Source organism: Streptomyces sp. LUP47B, assembly GCF_001746295.1.
Taxonomy (GTDB): Bacteria; Actinomycetota; Actinomycetes; order Streptomycetales; family Streptomycetaceae; genus Streptomyces.
On sequence record NZ_MJAH01000008.1, the window covers coordinates 207899 to 230205 of the forward strand.

General features: G+C 71.5%; 21 protein-coding genes and 1 pseudogene. 12 read left to right on the top strand and 10 right to left on the bottom strand.

The genetic code is table 11. From position 1 onward, the window contains the following. The first annotated feature begins 109 nt into the window (after positions 1-109). On the top strand, positions 110-292 hold the full coding sequence (locus tag BFN33_RS25345) for a hypothetical protein (RefSeq protein WP_069762452.1): 183 nt from the start codon (positions 110-112) through the stop codon (positions 290-292). A 53-nt stretch (positions 293-345) separates the two neighbouring features. Here BFN33_RS25345 and BFN33_RS25350 read toward each other — a convergent pair whose 3' ends face one another. Together BFN33_RS25350 and BFN33_RS25355 are read right to left on the bottom strand one after the other, a co-directional pair. After that, positions 346-1323: a hypothetical protein gene (locus BFN33_RS25350; RefSeq protein WP_069762453.1), complete on the bottom strand. Its 978-nt coding sequence runs from the start codon at positions 1321-1323 to the stop codon at positions 346-348. A 135-nt stretch (positions 1324-1458) separates the two neighbouring features. Further along, entirely contained in the window at positions 1459-1755 is a 297-nt protein-coding gene (locus BFN33_RS25355) for a hypothetical protein (protein WP_069762454.1), read from the bottom strand. A gap of 370 nt (positions 1756-2125) precedes the next feature. Between BFN33_RS25355 and BFN33_RS25360 the strand changes: the two genes are divergently transcribed. Both BFN33_RS25360 and BFN33_RS25365 read left to right on the top strand, forming a co-directional pair. Beyond that, positions 2126-3484 carry an NAD(P)/FAD-dependent oxidoreductase gene (locus tag BFN33_RS25360; protein ID WP_069762616.1) on the top strand — a complete coding sequence of 453 codons (1359 nt, stop codon included), beginning with the start codon at positions 2126-2128 and terminating at the stop codon, positions 3482-3484. 17 nt (positions 3485-3501) lie between these two features. Beyond that, positions 3502-4273 (top strand): annotated as a pseudogene (locus BFN33_RS25365) (alpha/beta fold hydrolase). Between the two features lie 6 nt (positions 4274-4279). Here BFN33_RS25365 and BFN33_RS25370 read toward each other — a convergent pair. Continuing rightward, entirely contained in the window at positions 4280-4879 is a 600-nt protein-coding gene (locus BFN33_RS25370; RefSeq protein ID WP_069762617.1) for a class I SAM-dependent methyltransferase, read from the bottom strand. Between the two features lie 153 nt (positions 4880-5032). Here BFN33_RS25370 and BFN33_RS25375 point away from each other — a divergent pair, with 153 nt between their 5' ends. The 5 genes from BFN33_RS25375 to BFN33_RS25395 all read left to right on the top strand — a co-directional run bounded on the left by BFN33_RS25375 (position 5033) and on the right by BFN33_RS25395 (position 10106). Then, entirely contained in the window at positions 5033-5806 is a 774-nt protein-coding gene (locus BFN33_RS25375) for an MHYT domain-containing protein (protein WP_069762455.1), read from the top strand. A 63-nt stretch (positions 5807-5869) separates the two neighbouring features. After that, a complete protein-coding gene (locus BFN33_RS25380) occupies positions 5870-8395 on the top strand; it encodes a nitrate- and nitrite sensing domain-containing protein (protein ID WP_069762456.1) in 2526 nt (841 codons plus the stop codon). Beyond that, the gene (locus BFN33_RS25385) at positions 8392-8865 is read left to right on the top strand and encodes a roadblock/LC7 domain-containing protein (RefSeq protein ID WP_069762457.1); all 474 of its coding nucleotides are present in this window, start codon (positions 8392-8394) and stop codon (positions 8863-8865) included. Before BFN33_RS25380 ends, BFN33_RS25385 begins: the two co-directional genes overlap by 4 nt. A gap of 22 nt (positions 8866-8887) precedes the next feature. Continuing rightward, entirely contained in the window at positions 8888-9301 is a 414-nt protein-coding gene (locus BFN33_RS25390; protein ID WP_069762458.1) for a DUF742 domain-containing protein, read from the top strand. 199 nt (positions 9302-9500) lie between these two features. Continuing rightward, positions 9501-10106 carry an ATP/GTP-binding protein gene (locus BFN33_RS25395; RefSeq protein WP_069762459.1) on the top strand — a complete coding sequence of 202 codons (606 nt, stop codon included), beginning with the start codon at positions 9501-9503 and terminating at the stop codon, positions 10104-10106. Between the two features lie 29 nt (positions 10107-10135). Here BFN33_RS25395 and BFN33_RS25400 read toward each other — a convergent pair whose 3' ends face one another. Further along, positions 10136-10564: a PPOX class F420-dependent oxidoreductase gene (locus BFN33_RS25400; protein ID WP_069762460.1), complete on the bottom strand. Its 429-nt coding sequence runs from the start codon at positions 10562-10564 to the stop codon at positions 10136-10138. Between the two features lie 94 nt (positions 10565-10658). On the opposite strand from BFN33_RS25400, the gene BFN33_RS25405 reads away from it, so the two are divergent. Continuing rightward, on the top strand, positions 10659-11072 hold the full coding sequence (locus BFN33_RS25405) for a roadblock/LC7 domain-containing protein (RefSeq protein ID WP_069762461.1): 414 nt from the start codon (positions 10659-10661) through the stop codon (positions 11070-11072). A 125-nt stretch (positions 11073-11197) separates the two neighbouring features. Further along, positions 11198-12082 carry a DUF6397 family protein gene (locus BFN33_RS25410; RefSeq protein ID WP_069762462.1) on the top strand — a complete coding sequence of 295 codons (885 nt, stop codon included), beginning with the start codon at positions 11198-11200 and terminating at the stop codon, positions 12080-12082. A gap of 1 nt (position 12083) precedes the next feature. On the opposite strand, the gene BFN33_RS25415 is transcribed toward BFN33_RS25410, so the two are convergent. Both BFN33_RS25415 and BFN33_RS25420 read right to left on the bottom strand, forming a co-directional pair. Then, positions 12084-12950, bottom strand: a complete 867-nt coding sequence (locus BFN33_RS25415) for an acyl-CoA thioesterase II (protein ID WP_069762463.1) — start codon at positions 12948-12950, stop codon at positions 12084-12086. 19 nt (positions 12951-12969) lie between these two features. After that, entirely contained in the window at positions 12970-15483 is a 2514-nt protein-coding gene (locus tag BFN33_RS25420; protein WP_069762464.1) for an RNA helicase, read from the bottom strand. Positions 15484-15628: 145 nt separating this feature from the next. Between BFN33_RS25420 and BFN33_RS25425 the strand changes: the two genes are divergently transcribed. Then, complete coding sequence (locus BFN33_RS25425; protein ID WP_069762465.1) at positions 15629-16423, top strand: metal-dependent hydrolase; 795 nt, start codon at positions 15629-15631, stop codon at positions 16421-16423. A gap of 23 nt (positions 16424-16446) precedes the next feature. Here the strand turns inward: BFN33_RS25425 and BFN33_RS25430 are convergent, their stop codons facing one another. The 4 genes from BFN33_RS25430 to BFN33_RS25445 form a co-directional block, all read right to left on the bottom strand. Further along, positions 16447-16707, bottom strand: coding sequence for a type B 50S ribosomal protein L31 (locus BFN33_RS25430; RefSeq protein ID WP_069762466.1), 261 nt, complete (start codon positions 16705-16707; stop codon positions 16447-16449). Between the two features lie 78 nt (positions 16708-16785). Continuing rightward, on the bottom strand, positions 16786-17256 hold the full coding sequence (locus BFN33_RS25435; protein WP_069762467.1) for a DUF5709 domain-containing protein: 471 nt from the start codon (positions 17254-17256) through the stop codon (positions 16786-16788). 550 nt (positions 17257-17806) lie between these two features. After that, positions 17807-19588, bottom strand: coding sequence for an ABC transporter ATP-binding protein (locus tag BFN33_RS25440; protein ID WP_069762468.1), 1782 nt, complete (start codon positions 19586-19588; stop codon positions 17807-17809). Further along, the gene (locus BFN33_RS25445; RefSeq protein ID WP_069762469.1) at positions 19585-21381 is read right to left on the bottom strand and encodes an ABC transporter ATP-binding protein; all 1797 of its coding nucleotides are present in this window, start codon (positions 21379-21381) and stop codon (positions 19585-19587) included. Before BFN33_RS25445 ends, BFN33_RS25440 begins: the two co-directional genes overlap by 4 nt. Positions 21382-21559: 178 nt before the next feature. Between BFN33_RS25445 and BFN33_RS25450 the strand changes: the two genes are divergently transcribed. Next, positions 21560-22285 carry a L,D-transpeptidase family protein gene (locus BFN33_RS25450; protein WP_069762470.1) on the top strand — a complete coding sequence of 242 codons (726 nt, stop codon included), beginning with the start codon at positions 21560-21562 and terminating at the stop codon, positions 22283-22285. The last annotated feature ends 22 nt before the right edge of the window (positions 22286-22307 follow it).

The following is a 22307-nucleotide window of genomic DNA, read 5'->3' on the forward strand; positions in this document are numbered from 1 at the left end:
TCAGGGCGAGGTCTCAGGGATGTCTCAGGGTCGCGATTCGGAACTGCAGGAGGCGCGGACCCGTTTTTCTGGACAGAGAGCGGCAACCGCCGCGAAGGAGGCGACGTACATGTCGAAGAACGCGAAGATCGCCGCAGGGGGAGTGGCGGTCGGGCTGCTCCTGCTGATCTGGCTGCCGTGGTGGGCCTCGGTCCTGATCATTCTGGGAGTCCCGGCCGCCGCATACCTGACACTGGACCCCTCGCAGCGGCGCCGACTGCGCCGCGTCAGCCGCAAGGAGCTCGGCCGCTGACGCACCCGCACCGGCCGGGAGCACGACAGTCCCGGACGGTGCGGCACGGCGGCTCAACTGGGACGTACGGCCATCTTGTCGAGCGCTTCCAGCAGCCCCGGCAGCTCCGGGCCCCGGCCCACCGGCAGGACCTCCCCGGGCTCGTCGTCGAGCAGCACGAACGCGATGTCGTCGGTCCTGGCCACCAGCGACCAGCCGGGACCGTCGGCACGCAGCGTCCGCGCGCCGCCCGGCGCGAAGGATGACCGGACCCGTCCGAGGGGAGGCGGCGAATCCACGTAGGCGCGGGCCTCCGCGAGGACCCGCCGGATGCCTTTGTGGCCCTTGCGAGCCACTTTCTCGGCCCCGCCCGAGGCCTTGGCTGCCGCAGCCTGGTCTCCCGCAGCTTTCTCTCCCGGGCCCTGCTGGGCCGAGCCCTCGTCGCCCGTGGCCTTCTCCTCCGGGGCATCGCGGTCCGCGGCCTCGCCGTCGGAGACGTTGCCGGCCACGGGTTTGGCACCACCGGTGGACTCGCCGTTCGGGCTCGCGAAGGCCGATTCGTCGATCTGCTCCCGCCACATCGCCCACTGGAGCGCGATCTCGTCGGCGCCCAGCCGCCGCTGGGCGGATCCCCAGGTGGACGTGTCCGGCGGCGTCAGCCGCGGGCCCTCGGCGACCTCGGGATCGGGGTCGTGCGGCGCCGGCACACCGGGCGCGGCGACGGCGAGCGCGAGCGGCCAGCCGGGGAGCGCGGCCACGACCGAGCGCTCGTCGGGCGACAGGTCGTACTCCATGCCGCAGTCCCAGGACGCGATGGCGACAGCGACCAGCGAGACGTCGTCGATGGCGACCGTCCATCGGGCGCCGTCGCCGTCCTGGCCGAGCACCAGGCCGTACCCGTCGGCCAGCGGTGCCAGACCGAGCGCCGCGCAGGCCTCCGGATAGTCGTCGCCCAGCACGCTCGGGAACTTCGCCGGCGTCAGCAGCACCGCCGTCAGCACATAGAGCGCGTCGTCCGCAGCGGCGACGGCGTCCTCGTCCGTCACGGCCATCCCAGCCTCCCCATCGGTTCGTCCAACGGCGCGCACCCTAGTGCGCGCGGAAGGCGCTTGTCACGACTCACAAGCACACCCGGAGCTGCAGTTTTCCGACTGGACGGGGCGAATCGACCATCCTTTGCCGGCCGGTCAGGCCGCCGGCAGCCCGAGGAGCGCACGTGCCACCGTACGCGGCGACTCGTCGCGCTCCCGCGCGAGGGCGATGACGGCCCGGCACGCCAGCTCATTGACCCCGAACGACAGTGCCTCGGGTGATACCCAGGCCGAGGCCTCGTCGATCCGGTCCTGATCGTCCTCCGCGCAGGCCGAGACGTACGCGGCGGCGGCCTCGAACAGATTGTGCGTGCGGGCCTCCCGGCCGGCCGGCGCCTCGGTGCGCAGCGCACTGACGAATCTGGCGCTGGACTTGCGGATCCTTTCCCACATGCCGACTACCTTCCCCGTGAGCGACGTGGTTCTGCCGGACGTTCGTCTTCTGCTCTCAACGTAGAGTCGGAGCCCCGGCCGCAGAAGGGGGACGAGGCGGTGGCGAGGGGAAACGGGGCGGTGGCGCCTCAGCCCGCTCGTCGGTCGCCGCCTGTTGCGCCACCCCCGGATGATCGATGGAGCCGGCGACCCGGGGCGGTCGTACACGTGGCGCTCGGAAGGGCCGGAAAACGGTCATCCCGCCTTTGCGGGACGGGATACTTGGGTCTTCTCACGACGTGGCTACCAGGGGAGTGGTTCGGTGAACTCTGCCGGAGAGAAGGGCCGTTGGGGCGCAGGCGGCGGCCGGGGCGGTCGGCACGCCGTCGTCGTGGGCGGGAGCCTCGCGGGGCTTCTCGCGGCCCACGTCCTGGCCGGGCACGCCGACCGGGTCATTGTTGTCGAGCGTGACCGGCTGCCGGACGGCCCACAGCCGCGGCCCGGCGTACCACAGGGCCGGCATCCGCACGTCCTGCTGCAGGGCGGGCAGGTGGCCATGGAGTCGCTGCTGCCGGGGTTCCTGGCGGAGCTGCGGGAGGCGGGCGCGCCTCGGGTGGGCATGCCGTCGGACATGGTGATGTGGCAGACCGGCCGCTGGTTCCGCCGGCTGCCCGCGACGACACACATCTACACCGGTTCCCGTGCGCAGCTGGAGGACCTGGTGCGGCGGCGGGTTCTCGCCAACCCCGTGATCAGCGTGTTGGAGGGGACCGACGTCGTCGGGTTCCTCGGTGACGCCTCGCGCGTGCGGGGCGTGCTGGTGCGGGACCGCTCCGGCGACGCCCGTGCGGAGTCCCGGCCCCTGGAGGCCGATCTGGTCGTCGACGCCTCCGGTAGCGGCACGAAGGCTCCGCAGTGGCTTGCGGCGATCGGCGCCGAGGGTCCGCAGGAGGAGACCATCGACACGGGACTCGCCTACGCCTCCCGCGTCTACCGCGGCACGAACGGCGCCCTCGACGGCGAGACCCGCGGCTACTACGCCTATCCCGACCCCGAGCAGGTGCATGCCGGTGGCGCACTGCCGCTGGAGGACGGCAGCCATCTGGTGATCGTCTCGGGCCTGCGCGGGGACGAACCGCCCACGGACGACGACGAGTTCGTGACGTACGCCAAGAGGTTGCCGCATCCGCTCCTGCACCGGTGGCTGGACGAGGCCGAACCGCTTTCCCCGGCCTTCGGCTTCCGACGGACCGCGAACATCCGCCGCCGTTACGACGGTCCCGGGCATCCTGCGGGGTTCCTCGCCACCGGCGACGCCCTGTGCACCTTCAACCCGATCTACGGGCAGGGCATGGCCGTTGCCGCGATGAGCGCGGTCGCCCTGCGGGACGCGCTGGCCGACCGGCGCCGGACGCCCACGACACGGCGCGTGCAGCAGGCGCTCCTTGCGGCGTCCCGGCTGGCGTGGGACATCTCCGCCGGGGCGGACCGCAAGATGCCGGGCGCGGTCGGCACGGCGATCGACGGCGGGCCCGCGGACCAGGTCGCCGGCTGGTACCTGAGCCGCGTCCAGGAACGGGCCCCGGGCGACCCCGTCGTGGGGCGGGCCTTCCGTGCCGTGCTGACCCTCTCCGCGCCCGTCACCGCCCTGTTCGCTCCGCCCGTGGCCCGCGCGGTCCTCTTCCGGGCACCCGCACCGACCCCCACCGAGCCGCCCGCGGCACCGGAGGAGTCCGGGGCCCGGGCGTAGTGATCAGCTGACTCGGGCTGTGCGATTCGGTGTCGGTCCTCCGGCGCAGGGTCAATGCCTACAAAGAGGCTCCGGACTCGACCGTCTATCACGCGCACATCGCGGCCCGGCCCGAACTCGCGGGCCGACGCGGCTTGTTCGTTGATCTGCCCGGACACGGGGTTGGCGATCGCCCCGAGGGCTTCGGATACACGCTGGAGGGCCACGCGGACGCTCTGGCCACTGCTCTGGACGCCGCGGAGTCTGACCGGCGGCGAGGTCGTCGCGCACCGCATGGACGGGTCGGTCGCGCTCGTGCTTGCCCACCGCAGGCCCGAGCTGGTCTCCCGGCTGGTCCTCACCGAAGTCAACCTCGACGTCTCGCCTCCGGCCACGGCCGGCAGCACCTGGATCGACGCCTACGAGGAGGACGATTTCGTCGCCGGCGCCCACGCGCGTGTGCTCAAGAAGTTCGGCCCTGTGGGCGGCGACCATCCGGTTGGCCGACCCGCGCGCCCAGCACCGCAGCGCGACCGGGCTCAGGCGCGGATCGCATGCACCTGCTGGCCCTGCAGAAAGCACTGCCCGCCACGTCGTACGCCTCCCTCACCGACGCCCATGATGCGCGCGATCCTCGAAGAGTTGTCCATCGACCGTGTGTATCTCAAGGGCGAGCTCAGCGGTGAACTGGAGGGGCGAAAGATGCTGGAGGCGTCAGGCGTGCGGGTGGTAACCGTCCCCGGTGCGGGGCACAACGTCATGCTCGACAACCCCGACGCCTTCGTGGCGGCGGTCGCCGGGACGGAGTGAGTCCCGTCAGTCCTCGCGGACGGCCAGGGCCAGGAAGCGGGCGTCCTCGTCGGCGTACGACGTCATGCGCCAGCCCGAACCGGCGAGCAGCGGGCGGAGGTTGGGCTCCGCGCGCAGGTCCTCCGGAGTGATCTGGCGCCCCTGGCGTGCGGCGAGCGCCGCCCTGCCGATCGGGTGGAACAGGGCCAGGACGCCGCCGGGCCGCACCACCCGGGCCAACTCGCTCAGATTCTCGGCCGGTCGGGACAGATGGGAGATCAGACCCGCTCCGAAGACGGCGTCGAGCGACCGGGAGCGAAGCGGCAGCGCGGCCACGTCGGCGAGCAGCAGCCGCCCGTCCCGGTCCCGTCCGGCCCGGACGGCGGCCTCCAGCATGGCCGGGGTCAGATCGGCCCCCACGACGACTCCCGAGGGCCCCACGGCCGCACGCAGGGGCGTCAGGGCCCGTCCGGTGCCGCAGCCCGCGTCGAGCACGCGGTCGCCCACGCGCAGCCCGAGCTCCGCGACCGCTGCGGCGTAGGCCGGACCGTCGTCCGGGAACCGGCTGTCCCAGCCGGCGGCACGGGCCGAGAAGAACTCCTGGACATGTGTGTGGTCGTCACTCATGTTCCGCATGATCCCGCACCGACACGGATGGGAGCCCATGCGCACACGTTCGAGCGTGACGCGATCGTTCAGATGCATCTCTGCGCCATATTGCAACACCTTTCGAAATGCGCCCTCTTTGTGCGCCCCTGCCCCCACTAGCGTCCCTTGGCCATGGGACACCTGGACCACGCTGCCCTGGGCTGGCTGACGCCCACGCTCTCCTACGTCATGGCCTGTATCGGCGCCGCGCTCGGCCTGCGCTGCACCGTCCGCGCGCTCGGCGCCACCGGGCGTTCGCGCCGGAACTGGCTCATCACCGCGGCCTCGGCCATCGGCACCGGCATCTGGACCATGCACTTCGTGGCCATGCTCGGCTTCAGCGTCAGCGGTACCGACATCCGCTACGACGTACCACTGACCATCGCGAGCCTCCTGGTCGCGATGGCGGTCGTCTCCGCAGGGGTCTTCGCGGTCGGCTACAGCCGTGACCGGGTCCGCGCACTCTTGCTGGGCGGGCTCACCACCGGCCTGGGCGTGGCGAGCATGCACTACCTCGGCATGGCGGCCGTACGGCTGCACGGCGACGTCGACTACGACCCGGTACTGGTCGGACTCTCCGTCCTCATCGCCGTCGTCGCGGCGACGGCGGCCCTGTGGGCGGCGCTCAACATCAGGTCGCCCGTCGCCGTCACCATCGCCTCCCTCATCATGGGCGCCGCGGTCAGCAGCATGCACTACACCGGGATGTTCGCCGTGAGTGTGCGGGTCTCGCCCTCCGGTGCGGTCCTGCCAGGGGCCACGGCGATGCAGTTCATCTTCCCGCTCGCCGTCGGCCTCGGCTCCTACCTGTTCCTGACCTCCGCCTTCGTCGCCCTGTCGCCCACGACAGGCGAGCGCGAGGCATCTGCCTCGGCCCAGCGCGCGGTCGAGAGCATTCCCTCCTAGCGGCGGATCCGGGCCGAACGCCCGACGACACGCCCCCGAACCACTCTCCCGAGCGAGGAGGCCATGCGTACACCGCGTAGGACCCCCACAGACGGCGCCGAGACGCCGCTCCAGACACCCGCGCGCGGGCGACGCGCACATGCCGGACGACCGGCCGACGAAAGTCCGGACGATCCGGCGGGCGCCCTGCCGGAAGACATACCCGTGCGCGCGGGGTCCTGGCGGATACGTCCCCGGACGGTCCGCGCCAAGATCGTCTGCCTGCTCATGGTGCCCGTCGTCTCACTGCTCGCGCTCTGGGCGTACGCCACGGTCACCACCGCCCAGGACGTGGCCCGGCTGCGGCAGTTGCAGCGCGTGGACGACGCCGTGCGCTCGCCCGTCACCGACGTCGTGACCGCGCTCCAGGCGGAGCGTGCCGCCGCGGTCCGCTACGCGACCGACCCGTCCGCCGCGCAGAGCGACGACCTCCGCAAGCTCGCCCAGCGCACCGACCGGGCCGTGGCACGGCTGCGGCTCGGTGACGGCAACACCGTCGCCGACAGCGAGGAACTGCCCGCCGGTGTCGCCCAGCGACTCGAAGTCTTCGTGACCGGCGCCGAACAACTGCGCTCCGTGCGCACCGCCGTCCTGGACCGCAGCGCCGGATGGGACGAGACGTACGGTCGCTACACCAGGACCATCGCCGGTGCCTTCGCGGTGGGCGGCGCCCTCACCGGCATCCAGGACGCCGACCTCGGCTCCGACGCGCGCGTGCTGCTCGAGTTCTCCCGGGCCGGCGAGTCGCTGGCCCAGGAGGACGTCGTGCTGGCCAGCGCGCGCCTTGCGGGCGTTCTCTCCGGTGAGCGGCTGCGGCTGTTCACCGGAGCCGTCGACACCCGCCGGGCCCTCACCGAGGGTGCCGTGGCCGACCTGCGCGGCTCCGACCGTGCCGCCTGGCAGAAGGTCGCCGACAGCGGCGCGTACGCCACCGTGACCGCCGCCGAGGACCGGACACTCGCAGCCGCCCCCGGCGTCCGCGCCGTCGAGTCGACGCCGCAGGCCACCTGGCAGGCGGCACACACGCGTGTGCAGAGCGGTATGCGGACCGTCGAACAGGCGGCGGGCAGCGGTGTCGCGCACCGCGCCGACCCGTTCACCCGGGGGCTGCTCACCCCGGCCGGCGCCGCGGTGCTGCTCGGTCTTGTGGCCGTCGCCGCGTCGCTCGTCATCTCCGTGCGCATCGGGCGCGGACTCGTCGTCGAGCTGGTGAGCCTGCGCAACAGCGCCCTCGAGATCGCCCGCCGCAAGCTGCCCGAGGCCATGGGCAGGCTGCGGGCCGGCGACGAGATCGACATCCAGTCCGAGGCCCCGCCGGGGCCGCCCGCGGAGGACGAGGCCGGTCAGGTCGCCGAGGCCCTGACGACCGTGCACCGCGCGGCACTGCGGGCCGCCGTGGAGCGCGCGGAACTCGCCAGCGGCATCTCGGGGGTCTTCGTCAACCTCGCCCGCCGCAGCCAGGTCCTCGTGCACCGCCAGCTGAACCTGCTCGACAGCATGGAGCGCCGCTCCGACGACCCGAACGAACTGAGCGACCTCTTCCGGCTCGACCACCTCACGACCCGCATGCGTCGCCACGCGGAGAGTCTGATCATCCTCTCCGGAGCGGCACCCGGCCGTGCCTGGCGCATGCCGGTGTCGCTGACCAACGTGGTCCGCGCGGCGGTGTCCGAGGTCGAGGACTACGCGCGCGTGGAGGTGCGTCAGCTGCCCGACGCCTCCGTAGTCGGCGCGGCGGTCGCCGACCTCACCCATCTGCTGGCCGAGATCATCGAGAACGCCGCCCAGTTCTCACCGCCCCACACGCGCGTGCGGGTCACCGGCGAACCCGTCGGCAACGGCTACGCCGTCGAGGTGGAGGACCGCGGCCTGGGCATGGGCAAGGAGACCCTCACGGAGGCCAACCGGCGCATCGAGCAGTCCGAGGCGCTCGACCTGTTCGACAGCGACCGGCTCGGTCTGTTCGTGGTCAGCAGGCTCGCCGCCCGGCACGGCATCAAGGTGCACCTGCGCACCTCGCCCTACGGCGGCACCACCGCGGTCGTCCTGCTGCCCACGGCGCTGCTGCACATCAAGGCGGCGGAACGTTCCCCCGCCAAGACCACGGACCGGGAACGGCTCACGGAACGCGAGTACGCACGCGTGGCCGCCGCCGAACGGGACCAGGAGTCCGTCCCCGCCCCGGCCGAGCGGCCCGCCCTGGTGGCTCCCCTGACGGCCTCGGCGGACCGGGGCACGACCGGCACGCCGCCCCCCGGAGTCACCACGCTGCGTCTGCACCGCCCGCCCGACGAGCCGGAGGAGTCCGACAACCTCCCCCGCCGGGTTCGGCAGGCGCACCTGGCTCCCCAGCTGCGCGAACAACGCTCCGAGGAACCGGCCCCGGCAGCCGCCGGCCGGGACGACGACGGCCGTACACCCGAGATGGTCCGGGATCGGATGGCGGCGTACCGGGACGGCTGGACGCGCGGCGGAGGCAGGCAGCCCGGCCGTGGTGCCACTCCTGATTCCCCAGCGGGCAGAGACAGCAGCGAAGGAGACCGAGGATGATCCAGGACCCGAGCACGAGGGCCGACACGGGAGTCCCCCCGCGCGAGCGAAGCCGGGAGTGGGGAAGGTCCGGCGAACTCGACTGGCTGCTGGACGACATGGTGCTGCGGGTGAGCGAGGTACGGCATGCCGTGGTGCTCTCCAACGACGGCCTCGCGGTGGGGGCCTCGACGGACCTGCGCCGCGAGGACGCGGAACACCTCGCCGCGGTCTCCTCCGGCTTCCACAGCCTGGCCAAGGGGGCGGGCCGGCACTTCGGCGCCGGGGGAGTGCGCCAGACCATGGTCGAGATGGACGACGGGTTCCTGTTCGTGGCCGCCGCGGGAGACGGCTCCTGCCTCGCCGTCCTCACCGCCGTGAGCGCGGACATAGGCCTGGTCGCCTACGAGATGGCACGGCTGGTCAAGCGGGTCGGCGAGCACCTCTACACGCCACCGCGCATGGGCGCGCGGCCACCCGCGGCAGGATGAGAGGGAAGGGCGGTCGGCTCACATGACCGAGGACACGGAGGGCGTCCCGTACGAACCGGGCAGCCAGTGGTACGACGGCGAGGCCGGCCCCCTCGTCCGCCCCTACGCGATGACGGGCGGCCGGACCCAACCCGGCCCCACCGGGGTGCGTTTCGACCTGATCGCCCTTGTCACCCTGGACGGGGGCGCGCCCGGAGCCGGCGACGACACGGCGCTCGGGCCCGAACACCGCGCTCTGATCGACCTGTGCCGTACGGAGACGCAGTCGGTGGCGGAACTCTCCGCGGGCGCCGACCTGCCCGTGGGCGTGGTCAGGGTGCTCCTGGGAGACCTCCTGGAACTCGGCTGTGTCACCGTCAGCCGCCCGGTGCCGCCCGCGCAGCTGCCCGACGAACGGATTCTGCGCGAGGTGATCGATGGACTCCGGGCGCTGTAGATGAACGTTCAGAACCACCGCGGTCCACTTACTGCACCGACTCGTGCACCCTTTCCGACACCGATCGGGCGCCAGTCGGTCACAACGGGCAATAAGCGGTCCAACCACTCGAAGGGGAGCTCCAGTTGCCATGATGCTGCCTTCGCGACCCCATACCGACGTCGCCGCCCGTTGCCGGCCCTCCCGAGAGAAGTGATCGATGGTCTCCGAGAACTCCGATGCCCAGGGCGGCGAGACGACCGCCCTCGCGCTGAAGATACTGGTCGCCGGCGGGTTCGGCGTGGGCAAGACCACCCTGGTGGGCGCCGTCAGTGAGATCAGGCCGCTGCGCACGGAGGAACTGCTCAGCGAAGCGGGCCAGTTGGTGGACGACACCGACGGTGTGGACCAGAAGGTCACCACCACGGTCGCCATGGACTTCGGACGCATCACCATCCGCTCCGGCCTGTCCCTCTACCTCTTCGGCACCCCGGGGCAGGACCGCTTCTGGTTCCTGTGGGACGAGTTGTCACAAGGGGCTCTGGGCGCCGTCGTCCTCGCGGACACCCGGCGCCTTGAGGACTGCTTCCCGGCCGTGGACTACTTCGAGCACCGGCACATCCCCTTCGTGGTGGCCGTCAACTGCTTCGCCGGTGCCCGGACCTACGGCGCCCACGACGTCTCGCGCGCTCTCGACCTCGACCAGGGCACACCCGTGGTGCTGTGCGACGCACGGGACCGTGACTCGGGCAAGGAGGTGCTGATCCGACTGGTCGAGTACGCCGGGCGGATGCACACCGCCCGGCTGCTCGACTCGGTGAGCTGACCCAGGGGAAGGGCCCGCTCACCGGCACATCACTCCGCGACGGCCTTCTCCGCCAGCACCCTGTCGATCTTCACGCGGACGAGGAGTTCTCCCGGCACGCCGTTACGGGCACCGAACTCCTCGGCCCGTTCCTCGCCCATGTACCGCGCCGCGATCCGTCCGGCCCAGTGCCTGACCTCGTCGAGATCCTCCGACAGCCGGGCCTGGCCGCGGAGCACCACGTAGTCGAAGGGCGGCCGGTCGTCGTCCACGCACAGGGCGACGCGCCCGTCCCGCGCCAGGTTGCGCCCCTTCACGGTGGCCTTTCCGGTGTTGAACACCACGTCGTCTCCGTCGAGCACGAACCAGATCGGTGCCACATGCGGGCTCCCGTCGGCGCGGACGGTCGACAGCTTGCCGGTGCGGGTGCCGTGCGAGACGAACTCCCGCCATTCCTCATCGGTCATCTTCTGTGCCATGTCCCCATTCTCCTTGCCCCGTCGACAGCCGTGGGGAAGGCTTGTGTGGAGATCCTCCGGGCAGGAGGAGACGTCACACGGGGAGACGGGACACATGCCGGAGAAGCAGGGGCTCGGCTGGCTGCTGGACGATCTGACCGAGCGCGTCGACCATGTGCGGCACGCGCTGGTGCTGTCCAACGACGGGCTGGTCACGGGCGCCAGCACGGGGCTGCGCCGTGAGGACGCGGAACATCTCGCCGCCGTCTCGTCCGGACTGCACAGCCTGGCCAAGGGCTCGGGACGCCACTTCGGCGCGGGCAAAGTACGGCAGACGATGATCGAGTTCGACGACGCGGTGCTCTTCGTCACCGCGGCGGGCACCGGCAGCTGTCTGTGCGTGCTCAGCGGCTCGGACGCCGACATCGGCCAGATCGCCTACGAGATGACGCTGCTCGTCAACCGGGTCGGCGAGCACCTCGACGTGGACGCCCGCCGACCCGAACGGAGCCCGGCGCCAGACCTCTGACCTGCGCGTTCCATGGTCCACGAGGAGTTATCCACAGGCTCGCCACCCATCTCGCCCCACGGGCTACGGTTTCTGTCACAGCGAGCGCACACAGCGTGAGCGACGACTCCACGGGGAGAGCGACCATGTCGGGCAGCCTGATCACCCAACGCCATCACCAGCCGCACACACCCAGCCGAGCCGCCCGGGAACTGGGCCTCAAGCGAAGCGAGTTCGACCTCGCGGTGCACCTCGGGCAGATCCGGACCGTGCCCGACGAAGGAGGCGGGGGACGGCGCGTCACCGGCTCCGAGATCGACCGGCTGCGGGCGACGGACGGCTTTCCGGACTCGCTGCTTCAGCGCGTGCGGGTCGTGGGCACCACCGAGGGCGCGAAGGTCCTGGACGTCCCCGCGGGCAGGTTCACCCGCCTGGCCCGCCTTGGACTGTTCTCGCCGGTCCGCTTCTATCTCAACCGGTACCGAGCCGTGGTGTGGCTGTATCTCGCCGAAGAACTCGAGGAGTTCACGGCAGTCGAGGAGAACGCGACACTGCTGACCGCGCGCCGTATGCCCGAAGGACTGCGCGACATGCTGGACGCGGGCGTGGACCTGCGGGCCCGCAACTGGCGGGGGCGCCACCGCGGATTCCTCCTGCGGCTCGCCGAGGACCCCTGGGAGAGCGCCGGAGCCCTCGCCGCCTTCCTCGACCCCGTCCAGATCGCCGAACTCGTCCCCGACCCGTACGAGCGATCCCATCTGGGCCGCTTCCGGCCGGGGCCACCGGCCCGGGGCGCACAGGGCTCGCCCACCGCGCATCTCGTCGAGAAGATCATGACGGCGGACCACCCGGACGAGATCGAATGGCTGAGGACCGACCTGACCCGCGCCCTGGAGGACGCCCGGAGGTTCCGGCCCGCGCCGCGCCCCACGGCCCGGCGGACTGCCTCCGCCCAGCCGCAGGACCTGTCGACGCCCCAGGAGGAGCCGGCTCGCGGCCTGCTGGGCTGGCTGCGGCGCAGAAGTTCCTGATCTACAGCGCCCGGAACAACCCTTCCTGGACGACGGACACCAGCAGGCGCCCCTCCAGGTCGTAGATCCGGCCACGAGCCAGACCGCGTCCGCCCGTCGCGATCGGCGACTCCTGGTCGTACAGGAACCACTCGTCCGCGCGGAACGGCCGGTGGAACCACATGGCGTGATCCAGCGACGCGATGTCGAAGCTCCGCGGGCCCCACAGGGGCTGGACCGGGAGGCGGACGGCGTCCAGGAGGGTCATGTCGCTGGCGTAGGTCAGCGCGCAGGTGTGCACGACCGGGTCGTCCCCGAGCGGCCCGACCGCGCGCATCCACACCGCGCTGCGCGGCTCGGCGTCCTTGACCTCCTCGGCGCTCCAGCGCAGCCGGTCCACATACCGGATGTCGAAGGGCTGGCGACGCGCCATCCGCTCCAACTGCTCGGGCAGTTCGCCCAGATGCTCCCGGATCTCGTCGCCGACCTTCGGCAGGGACTCCGGGGCCGGGACCTTGCGAGCCGGCGGCAGCTGGTGCTCGAAGGGACCTTCCTCAGGCTTGTGAAAGGAGGCGGTGAGATTGAAGATCGTGCGACCCTGCTGCACGGCGGTGACCCGGCGCGTCGTGAACGACCGTCCGTCCCGCACCCGCTCGACCTGGTACACGATCGGCACGCCGGGCCGGCCCGGGCGCAGGAAGTACGCGTGCAGTGAGTGCACCGGGCGGTCGCCGTCCGTGGTGCGGGCGGCGGCCACCAGTGCCTGGCCCGCCACCTGGCCGCCGAAGACCCGCTGGAGGGACTCGTTCGGGCTTCGACCTCGGAAGATGTTGACCTCGATCTGCTCCAGGTCGAGCAGGTCGACGAGGCTCTCGGCCGGGTTCGTCATGGGTGCGATTCTCCTGTGCTCACAGCTGGCCGACATCGGTGACCCGGACGACCGCGCGGCCCTCCGCGTCGGAGGCGGCGAGATCGATCTCCGCGCTGATGCCCCAGTCATGGTCGCCGTTCGGGTCGGCGAAAGTCTGCCGTACGCGCCACAGCCGGTTCTGCGGCTCCTCCTCGATCTGCAGCAGCTTGGGCCCGCGGGCGTCGGGTCCGGTGCCGAGGTCGTCGTACTCGTCCCAGTACTTGTCCATGGCCTCGCCCCACGCGTCGGCGTCCCAGCCGGCCTCGGCGTCCATCTCGCCGAGCTCCTCGACCTGGTCGAGGGCGGCGAGTTCGACGCGGCGGAACAGGGCGTTGCGGACCAGGACGCGGAAGGCACGCGCGTTGGTGGTGACCGGCTTGACCTCGTCGGCCCTCTCCTGGGCCTCCTCGGCGGTCATCTCCTCGGGGTTGGCGAGCTGCTCCCACTCGTCCAGGAGGCTGGAGTCGACCTGGCGGACCGTCTCGCCGAGCCACTCGATCAGATCCTGCAGATCCTCGGACTTGAGGTCGTCCGGGATGTTGTGGTCGAGCGTCTTGTAGGCACTGGCGAGGTAGCGCAGGACAATGCCCTCGGTGCGCGCCAGCTCGTAGAAGGACACCAACTCCGTGAAGGACATGGCCCGTTCGTACATGTCACGGATGACGGACTTCGGGGAGAGGGGATGGTCGCCGACCCAGGGGTGGCTCTTGCGGTACGTGTTGTACGCGTGGAAGAGGAGCTCCTCCAGGGGCTTCGGGTACGTGATGTCCTGGAGGCGTTCCATGCGCTCCTCGTACTCGACGCCGTCCGCCTTCATCGCGGCCACGGCCTCGCCCTTCGCCTTGTTCAGCTGCGCGACGAGGATCTGGCGAGGGTCGTCCAGCGTGGACTCCACGACCGAAACCATGTCCAGGGCGTAGGACGGCGATTCCGGGTCGAGCAGCTCGAACGCGGCGAGCGCGAACGTGGACAGCGGCTGGTTGAGCGCGAAGTCCTGCTGGAGGTCCACGGTGAGGCGGACGATGCGGCCACTGGCGTCGGGCTCGTCGAGTTTCTCGACGATGCCGCCGTCCAGCAGCGAGCGGTAGATGGCGATCGCCCGCCGGATGTGCTTGAGCTGCTGCTTGCGCGGCTCGTGGTTGTCCTCCAGGAGATGCCGCATCGCCTCGAAGGCGTTGCCCGGACGGGCGATCACCGACAGCAGCATGGTGTGAGTGACGCGGAAGCGGGACGTCAGCGGCTCCGGTTCGGAGGCGATCAGCTTCTCGAAGGTGTTGTCCGTCCAGCCGACGAAGCCCTCGGGCGCCTTCTTGCGGACGACCTTGCGGCGCTTCTTCGGGTCGTCGCCGGCCTTGGCGAGTGCCTTCTCGTTCTCGACGACGTGCTCGGGTGCCTGGGCGACGACGAAGCCCGCCGTGTCGAAGCCCGCCCGGCCCGCGCGGCCCGCGATCTGGTGGAACTCGCGAGCGCGCAGGGTGCGGACGCGGGTGCCGTCGTACTTGGTCAGCGCCGTGAACAGCACGGTGCGGATGGGCACGTTGACGCCGACGCCCAGCGTGTCCGTGCCGCAGATGACCTTCAGCAGACCGGCCTGGGCGAGTTTCTCCACCAGCCGTCGGTACTTGGGCAGCATGCCGGCGTGATGGACCCCGATGCCGTGCCGTACGTAACGGGAGAGATTGCGGCCGAACTTGGTGGTGAAGCGGAAGTTGCCGATCAGATCGGCGATCTTGTCCTTCTCCTCACGCGAGCACATGTTGATGCTCATCAGCGCCTGCGCCCGCTCCACCGCCTGCGCCTGCGTGAAGTGCACGATGTAGACGGGCGCCTGCTTGGTCTCCAGGAGCTCCGTGAGGGTCTCGGTGAGCGGGCTGAGCTTGTACTCGTAGGAGAGCGGCACGGGGCGGGTCGCCGAGCGGACCACCGACGTGGGCCGGCCGGTGCGCCGGGTCAGGTCCTTCTCGAACATCGAGACGTCGCCGAGCGTGGCCGACATCAGCACGAACTGCGCCTGGGGCAGCTCCAGGATCGGGATCTGCCAGGCCCATCCGCGGTCCGCCTCGGCGTAGAAGTGGAACTCGTCCATGACGACCTGGCCGACGTCCGCGCCCTTGCCGTCGCGCAGCGCGATCGAGGCGAGCACCTCGGCGGTGCAGCAGATGACGGGAGCGTCGGCGTTGACGGATGCGTCGCCGGTCAGCATGCCGACGTTCTCCGTGCCGAACATCTTGCACAGCTCGAAGAACTTCTCCGACACGAGTGCCTTGATGGGCGCGGTGTAGAAGGTGACCTCGTCACGGGCGAGGGCGGCGAAGTGCGCACCCGCCGCGATCATGCTCTTGCCGGACCCGGTGGGCGTCGACACGATCACGTTCGCGCCGGAGACCACCTCGATCAGCGCCTCCTCCTGGTGGGGGTAGAGCGTCAGCCCCCGCTCCTCGGCCCACGACTCGAAGGCGTCGTAAAGGGCATCGGGGTCGGCGGTCGGCGGCAGCTGATCGATGAGGGTCACCCACCCATCTTGCCTGCCCGGATGCCCGATGGGGGAATCGGATGCGAGTGGGAAGATCACGACCAGTACGCTGTGTCGCCGACGGGGCGTCAGCGCAGCCGGTCAACTGGACAGTGGCACACGAGGAATGGGGCGGGCAACGCCGATGATGGGACCAGCACACTCTCTGTCGGGCGCCGCGGCCTGGCTGGGCGTAGGAGCGGCGGCCGCCGCCACGGGGCACACCATGCCGTGGCCCGTACTGCTGGCCGGAGCCCTGATCTGCGCGGGCGCCGCGCTCGCTCCCGACCTCGACCACAAGGCGGCCACGATCTCGCGGGCCTTCGGGCCGGTCTCGCGGGGCCTGTGCGAGATCGTCGACAAACTCTCGTACGCCGTCTACAAGGGCACACGGAAGCAGGGCGACCCCCGTCGCTCCGGCGGACACCGCACGCTCACGCACACCTGGCTGTGGGCCGTGCTGATCGGCGCGGGCTGCTCGGTGGCGGCGATCACCGGCGGCCGCTGGGCGGTGCTGGCGATCCTGTTCGTGCACATGGTGCTGGCCATCGAGGGCCTGCTGTGGCGGGCGACCCGGGGTTCCAGCGCCGACGTCCTGGTCTGGCTGCTGGCCGCGACCAGCGCGTGGATCATCGCGGGCGTTCTGGACAAGCCGGGCAACGGCTCGGAATGGCTGTTCACGCAGCCGGGCCAGGAGTACCTGTGGCTGGGGCTGCCGGTCGTGCTGGGCGCGCTCGTGCACGACATCGGGGACGCGCTGACGGTCTCCGGCTGCCCGATCCTGTGGCCGATCCCGGTGGGCCGCAAGCGCTGGTACCCGATCGGCCCGCCGAAGGTCATGCGGTTCCGGGCGGGCAGCTGGGTCGAGCTGAAGGTGCTGATGCCGGTGTTCATGCTCCTCGGCGGAGTGGGTTGCGCGGCGGCGCTCAACTTCATCTGAGGCCGGGGCGCCGGATTCCTCCGTCAGCCGCCCTGACCGGTGCCGCCTCCGTACCGCCGCTCGAAGGCGGCCACACGTCCTTCGGAGTCCACCGTCCGTGCCTTGCCGGTGTAGAAGGGGTGGCTCTCGGAGGAGATCTCCACGTCCACCACCGGGTAGGTCTCGCCGTCGTCCCACTCGATGGTCCGGTCGCTGGTGGCGGTGGACCGGGTCAGGAAGGCGTAGCCGGCGGAGCGGTCACGGAAGACGACCGGGTGGTAGTCGGGCTGCTTGTCCTGCTGCATGGCTGCTCCTTCGGCGGTGTGGGAGGGGGCGTGGGCGGTGCGGTGGGCGGCGCGGGACCGGTCGGTCGGCCGCGGTGGTCAGCCGGGCAGGGGCTCCTCGTCGACGATGTGCATCGCGGCCTCCTCCGCGGACGCCGCGGCACCGTCGATGCCCACGTCCGTGGCGATCAGCGCGCTCTCCTCGTCCTCGTGGACCCCTTCGTCGGGGGCCACGAGACGGCCGGAGCGCATCGCTCCGACCTCGTTGTCCAGGAGCTCGCCGTCGGAGCCGTCGTCGTCACCGATGCCGTCACCGTCGGGCGGCGCGAGGTCGGGCATCTCCTCCGCGAGCCGTTCGTCCAGCGTCTCGCCCCGTCGGCGCTCCGCGGCCGTCACACCGTTGTGCTCCACCGCCCACGGTCTCTCCGGCGGGGACCAGCCGCGGTCGAGAGGGTCGCCGACTCCGTCGTCCTCCAGGGTGTCCTCCGCGTCGAGCAGACCCGCGTCGTCCTGGATCTCGGATCCGTCGGGCTGGTAGACGTCGTCTCCCCATCCGTCGGAGCTGTCCACGAGTACCTCCAGGTGAAGGGGGACGGGCCCGGTCCTTCCGCGGCCCGGGTCGGACCACGGACTCACGGGGCACTTGCCGCGCCCGCCGTCGAACCATGCCGTCCGCGGGCGCTCCCTGAGCCGGTGCTGCTGTCCAGCCTTCCACCCCCCGTCGGGACAGCGCAACGCCACGGGGGCATTGCACTGGCTGGAGCGGTGGTCGGAGGGGGGTGGGGTCTGGTTGGGCCGGTCGTTGGAGGGGGCCTGGGCGTGGGTTGGGCCGGTCGTCGCTGGGGCCGTTCGTCGGAGAGGCCGCAGGGTGTGGGTCGGGTCGGTCCATCGTTGGAGGGGCTGGTGTGTGTGCTTGAGCTGCCGGCCGGAGCGGGCCGGGGTGTGGGTTGGGTCGGTCGTTGCAGGGGGCCGGGGCGTGTGCTGGAGCGGCCGGTTCGAGGTGCCGAGGGTGTGGGCCGGTCGGCCGGTGGCGTGGGTCTGGGTGTGGGCTGGACCAGTCGTCGGAGGGGCACCCCCGCCCCGATGCCCCACACTCCTGTCCCACCGCCACCCCCACCCCTCACCCGTGCCACGACCTCCAAAGCGCCGCGTACGCCCCGTCCGCCGTGACCAGTTCGTCGTGGCTGCCCAGCTCGCTGATGCGGCCGTTCTCGACGACGGCGATGACGTCCGCGTCGTGGGCGGTGTGCAGTCGGTGGGCGATGGCGACCACGGTGCGGCCCTCGAGGACGCGGGCCAGGGAACGTTCGAGGTGGCGTGCGGCCCGGGGGTCCAGCAACGACGTCGCCTCGTCCAGGACCAGGGTGTGCGGGTCGGCCAGCACCAGCCGGGCCAGCGCGACCTGCTGCGCCTGGGCCGGGGTGACGGTCAGGCCGCCCGAGCCGACCTCGGTGTCCAGACCGTCGTCGAGCGCTGCCGCCCATCCGTCCGCGTCGACCGCGCCGAGGGCCGCCCAGAGCTCGGCGTCCGTGGCGTCCGTCCGGGCGAGCAGGAGGTTGTCGCGCAGGGAGCCCACGAAGACGTGGTGCTCCTGGTTGACGAGGGCCACATGCTCACGGACGCGTTCGGCGGGCATCCGGGACAGTTCGGCGCCGCCGAGGGTGATCCGGCCGTCCCGGGGCGCGTAGATCCCGGCCAGGAGACGGCCCAGCGTGGACTTGCCGGCACCCGAGGGACCGACCAGTGCCAGCCTCGTGCCGGGGGCGACCTCCAGGGACACCTTGCGCAGGACGTCCACGCCCTCCACATAGCCGAAGTGCACCCGGTCCGCGTGCACGTCCCGCCCGTCCGGAGCGAGCCCGGCGTCTCCGCTGGACGGCTCGATGTCCCGGACCCCGACCAGCCGGGCCAGCGACACCTGGGCCACCTGCAGCTCGTCGTACCAGCGCAGGATCAGCCCGACCGGGTCGACGAGCATCTGCGCGATCAGCGCGCCCGTCGTGAGCTGGCCGACCCCGATCCAGCCCTGGAGCACGAACACCCCGCCGACCATCAGCACCGACGAAAGGATCATCACGTGGCTGACGTTGATGCACGGGAAGAGAACCGACCGCAGCCACAGGGTGTAGCGCTCCCAGGCGGTCCACTCCTTGATCCGCTGTTCCGACAGCTCGATGCGGCGGGCGCTCAGCCGGTGCGCCTCGACGGTGCGTCCGGCGTCCACGGTGTCCGCGAGTGCGGCGGCCACGGCGGCGTACCCGGCGGCCTCCGAGCGGTAGGCGGACGGCGCCCGCTTGAAGTACCAGCGGCAGCCGACCACCAGCACCGGCAGGGCGAGCAGCACGGCGGCGGCCAGCGGCGGCGCAGTGATCACGAGCCCGCCGAGGAGCAGGGCCGCCCACACCACGCCGATCGCCAGCTGTGGCACGGCCTCGCGCATCGCGTTGCCGAGCCGGTCGATGTCCGTCGTGATCCGGGACAGCAGGTCACCGGTGCCGGCCCGCTCCAGGACACCCGGCGGCAGGCCGACCGACCGTACGAGGAAGTCCTCGCGCAGGTCGGCCAGCATGCGCTCGCCGAGCATCGAACCGCGCAGCCGCACCTCCCGTACGAACACGGCCTGGACGATCAGCGCGATCACGAACAGTCCGGCCGTCAGTTCCAGATGAAGTTCCCTCGCCCCGTCCGACACCCGCTCGACGAGGTCACCGAGCAGCCAGGGCCCGACCATGGAGGCCACGACCGAGACCGTGTTGACGCCGACGAGGAGCGCGAAGGCGCGGCGATGCCGGTGGAACAGTTCGGCCACGTAGGCGCGTACGGTCGCGGTGGCTCCGACGGGCAGGGTGTTCGCCGTCGTCGGTGCCGCCGGGTCGTAGGCCGGTGGCGCCACGCCGATCATGCTGTCTCCTCGATCTCTTCCAGTTCGTTCAGTACGTCCTTGAGAGCGGCCTCTTCGTCCGTCTCGCGGGTGACGACCGCCCGGTACCGCGGTTCCTCGCGCACCAGTTCGCGGTGCACGCCGACCGCCGCGACCTCGCCCTCGTGCACGAGCACCACGCGGTCGGCGTGCTCCAGGAGCAGCGGCGAGGAGGTGAACACCACGGTCGTGCGCCCGGTCCGCAGGGCCCGTACCCCCTGCGCGATCCGTGCCTCGGTGTGCGAGTCGACGGCGGAGGTCGGCTCGTCCAGGACTAGCACGTCCGGGTCGGTGAACAGGGACCTGGCCAGGGCGAGCCGCTGGCGCTGGCCACCCGACAGGGACCGCCCGCGCTCGGTGATGCGCGCGTCCATCGGGTCCTCTGCGCCCAGTGACCCCTGGACCAGGGCGGCCAGCACGTCCGCGCACTGCGCGGCCGCGAGCGCCTCCTCTGCGGCGACGGCACCCGAGGCGGGCACGTCGAGCAGTTCGCGCAGGGTCCCCGAGAGCAGGACCGGGTCCTTGTCCTGGACCAGGACCGCCGTGCGCGCCGAACCGAGCGGCAACTCGTCCAGCGGCACCCCGCCCAGCAGCACCGACGTGCCCACTTCAGAGGGGTGCCCGCCGAGGCGCTCGGCCAGCAGCCCCGCCGCGTCCGGGTCGCCGCACACCACCGCGGTGAGCCGGCCGGAGGGGGCGAGCAGACCGGTGGCCGGGTCGTACAGATCTCCGGCCGGCAGGCCATTGCCGTCCCTGTCCCGCGAGCCTTCGGCGGACGTGGCCCGCTCCAGTGAGAGCACCCGGGCGGCCCGCGTGGCCGAGGGCCGGGAGAAGGAGTACGCCATGGCGATCTCCTCGAAGTGCCGCAGCGGATAGGACAGGATCATGACCGAGCTGTAGACGGCGACCAGTTCGCCGATCTCGACGCGGCCCTGGCGGGCCAGGTGGACGCCGTACCAGACGACCGCGATCAGCAGCAGTCCCGGCAGCAGTACCTGGATGGCGGCGATCAGGGACCACATCCGAGCGCTGCGCACGGCCGCGTGGCGTACCTCCTGGGAAGCCCTGCGGTAGCGGTCGAGGAAGAGTTCCTCGCCGCCGATGCCGCGCAACACGCGCAGACCGGCGACGGTGTCGGAGGCCAGCTCGGTGGCGCGGCCGGCCTTCTCGCGCTGGACGTCGGCGCGTCGGGTCGCCCGGGGCAGCAGCGGCAGCGCCGCGAGGGCCAGGACCGGCAGGCCCACGGCGACCACCGCGCCGAGTTGCGGCTGGTAGACGACCATTCCGGCACAGACCACGACGATGGTGACCGCCGCCGCGGTGAACCGCGACCCGGCCTCCACGAACCAGCCGATCTTCTCGACGTCGCCGGTGGAGACGGCCACGACCTCACCGGCCGCGACCCGCCGGGTCAGCGCCGAGCCGAGGTTGGCGGCCTTGTGGGCCAGCAGCTGCTGGACGCGCGCGGCGGCCGTGATCCAGTTGGTGACGGCGGTGCGGTGCAGGAAGGTGTCGCCGAGCGCGCTGCCGATGCAGCACAGCGCCAGCAGGCCGCCCGCGAGGGCGAGTCGGCGGCCCGAGTGGTCGACGACCGCCTGGACGGCCACGCCGACGCAGAAGGGCAGCGCGGAGATGGAGAGGAAGTGCAGCAGTCCCCAGGCAAGTGACTTGAACTGTCCGCCCAGTTGGTTCCTGAAGAGCCACCACAGGAACCGGGAGCCCGAGCGTGCGTCGGGCACACCCGGGTCGGGATACGGAAGGTCTTGGATCTGCATGACGGTGACGTCCAGTGGCTCGTGTCAGGGGGTGGGAGGGAGCCGCACACGGCGACTGCAAACCGTGAAAGGGTCGCGGCAGAGCGTGCTCGAAGGCAACAGGTTTTCCGCCGCGCCGCAGAGAACCGGCTGCGCTCGCGGAGCCGGTCCCCCCGGCCCGCGGTGCGACCATGGAGCGATGCGAGGCGGAGACGCACGACGTGCCGTGGTGACGACGACGCTCCTGGGAGCGCTGCTGATCCCCCTGGGAGGGTGCGGCGGCCCGGGCCCGGCAGGCACCGGCAACGCCGACACCAAGGGCGCCGACAAGCCCGCGGACGAACCGACCCGCATCCCCGGCGTCGGCGACCGCCTCCAGCGCCGCATCCCCGTCGCTTCCCACCAGGTCGTCGCGGTCTACGGTGACGGTGAGGACTCCGCGGACGCCACCGTCGTGCTCTACACCAGGCACGGTTCCGCCTGGGACCGCGTCCGCAGCTGGCCCGCGCACAACGGCAGGAGGGGCTGGACCACCGACCACCACGAGGGCGACAAACGCAGCCCCGTCGGCGTGTTCGGGCTCAGTGACGCCGGGGGCGTGCTCCCGGATCCCGGGGCCCGGCTGCCGTACACGCGATCCGCCGCCATCGCCGCCCCGCGCTGGTGGCCCAGGTCCTACTGGCACGACTTCGACTACGTCATCGCCATCGACTACAACCGGATCGAGGGCACCCCGCCCGACAACCAGGACCGGCCGCAGGGTTACGCCAAGGGCGGCGGTATCTGGCTGCACATGGGCCACGGCAGCGGCACGTCCGCCTGTGTCAGCGTGTCCAGGGCGGCGATGCGGTATCTGCTGCGCACGCTCGATCCGGACCGGCATCCCGTGGTGGTGATGGGAGACAGGGCGGACCTGAAGGCCTGAGGCCGCCGCAGGAGGCGGCATT